The organism is Mycobacterium sp. PSTR-4-N, from assembly GCF_022348085.1.
Lineage (GTDB): Bacteria > Actinomycetota > Actinomycetes > Mycobacteriales > Mycobacteriaceae > Mycobacterium.
Genome location: NZ_JAKRFN010000055.1, coordinates 1 through 2,188, shown reverse-complemented (window position 1 = coordinate 2,188; position 2,188 = coordinate 1). Strand labels below are relative to the sequence as shown.

The 2,188-nt window shown below is 64.5% G+C and carries 3 protein-coding genes; 1 reads left to right on the top strand and 2 read right to left on the bottom strand.

Annotated elements, in window-relative coordinates; genetic code table 11:
* Positions 1-28 precede the first annotated feature (28 nt).
* Positions 29-700, bottom strand: a complete 672-nt coding sequence (locus tag MHN84_RS29585) for a TetR family transcriptional regulator (RefSeq protein ID WP_011856878.1) — start codon at positions 698-700, stop codon at positions 29-31.
* Positions 697-1,209, bottom strand: a complete 513-nt coding sequence (locus MHN84_RS29580; protein ID WP_011856877.1) for a PaaI family thioesterase — start codon at positions 1,207-1,209, stop codon at positions 697-699. Before MHN84_RS29580 ends, MHN84_RS29585 begins: the two co-directional genes overlap by 4 nt.
* Positions 1,210-1,311: 102 nt before the next feature.
* Between MHN84_RS29580 and MHN84_RS29575 the strand changes: the two genes are divergently transcribed.
* Entirely contained in the window at positions 1,312-2,004 is a 693-nt protein-coding gene (locus tag MHN84_RS29575; RefSeq protein WP_011856876.1) for a TetR/AcrR family transcriptional regulator, read from the top strand.
* Positions 2,005-2,188: the final 184 nt, after the last annotated feature.

Here is a 2,188-nt window from a genome sequence, read left to right as displayed (position 1 = left end):
AAGTATCGCTGCGATACCAGCAGTATCGTTACCGGTAGACGGCTGGCCTAGCAGCGCTGGTCACGACGCGCCTGGTGGCTCGGTCAATGCGGTCGCGGGTGTCGGCGGCTGTCGCGCGGTGGCCGCTGAAGGCCACGAGGTTGGCCAGCCAGATGTCGGAGATGATCCCAGCCACGTGCAGATCGGTAGGAGTGGGCTCGCCGCCCCTGAGCGTGCGGGCCAGCAGGATCTGGATCTCATCGGCCGCGCGGTCGAGTTCCGCGGCGGCGCGGGTATCTGCGACTGCGAAGGCCCGTGTCATGGCCGTCGTCAGCCATGGGTCGCGCTGCCAGCGGTCATGCAGATGTGCGGTGAGCCGTTCGAGCCGTTCCAGCGGTGTGCCCTCACCACTCGCCCAGTCCCCGGCCGAGTCGAGTCGACGGAACTCGCGCGTCAGCGCTGCCACCAGCAAGTGGGTTTTCGCCGGGAAATAGCGGTAAAGCGTGCCGACGGCGATGCCGACCCGCTCGGCAACTGTCCGCATCTGAACCGCCTCGTAACCACCCGCCGCGGCCACGACCAAAGCTGCATCAAGAATGGTCTCCCGGCGCCGTGCGGACGCGCGTGAACGCGACGCGTTAGCGGCTCGCTTCTCTGCAGCGACCGAGTTCGCTTCCGAAGGCGGGGTTTTCCCGTGGCTGCGCGCCTGAGGGACAGTCATGACGGCTCCGGGTCGAGGCCGCCGCGGCGCGAGAACTGCTCCAGAAGATCGCCGAAAGCGCTGACATCGCCGTGTGCGGCGAAGTGCTCAGGGCTGACGACAATGAACACTGCACTGGCGGTGAAGCGGGCGATCCCACCCTCACCCGTGCCTGTCGCCGTGACATGCAGCGCCCGCCCTTCACGAGAGACGATGTGGGCAGTAATCCGGTGGGTCTGATGCAGCGGCACCGGCCGCAAATATTCGACCGTCAGGGTGCGGGTCACCGCCGGGGTTCCGGCGATCCACAACGTGAAGCCCAGGACGTCATCACATGCCGCGGCCACTGCCCCGCCATGGGCCAGGCCCGGGGCCCCGATATGGCGCTCATCGAACGTCACATCGGTGTACACCGCGTCGCCGCTACGATGCACCACCAACCGCAGTCCGTGGGGGTTGTCCGGGCCGCAACCCATGCATGTCGTGGTGTGCGAGGGCAGCCGCTCGGGCGGCAACAGGCTTTCGGGCACCGTCACCCTCCAATACGATCGGTTTCGCTGCGCTACCGTTAGTACCACACTGCTAGACTGCCGTGACAGCATCGCGTGAAGATCGACCGCCGAGGTGAACGAGTGAGCGACAGTCAGGCAGTGCCCGTCCCTGACGACGACGTGGACCCTCGGCTCATCCGGTCACGCACCCGGCTGCTGGATGCTGCGGCAACGCTACTGAGCACCGGTGGGGTGGAAGCGGTCACTATCGATGCCGTCACCAAAGCATCCAAAGTGGCCCGAACCACGCTGTACCGCCACTTCCACAGTTCGTCGCATTTACTGGCAGCCACGTTCGAACGCCTACTTCCACAAGTGACCACTCCGGCACCGACCAGCGGACCCCTCCGTGAGCAGCTGATCGAATTGCTCAGCCGCCAAGCCGCCCTTTTCAACGACGCACCGCTGCATGTCACGACACTCGCGTGGCTCTCATTGGGGCCCACCGGCTCCAATGCCCAAGCGGAAGACCGCCACACATCCGGGGCGCTACGGACCCGAGTTGTCGATCAATATCGTCAACCATTTGACGCCGTACTCACCAGCCCAAAAGCTCAAGCCGAACTCAACGACTTCGACCAGGAACTGGCGCTTTGCCAACTCGTCGGACCACTCGCCTTCGCCCGAATGACCGGGCTTCGCACTATCACTCACAATGACTGCGCGAACATCGTCGATGACTTTCTCGCCGCCCACCGCAACACCGACAGCGACGCCATAAAATCGAACATCGCCACCAAGAAGACGGGCCGCCCGGCGCGCTCAGCTCGCTAGGCACAACGAAATCACAATGTCGAGCCGGCTGGTCTTCGGGCCCTTTTCGCCTCTCGCAAATCGCGTCGGTGATGGCATCGAAGGACCATTCGTCGCCATCATCGGCGAGGCCGTACGCTGGTTTCCGTTCCACAGCGAGGTGCGGAGACTCGCAGCAGGGTAGTGAGCTACCCGAAGTGCAGGT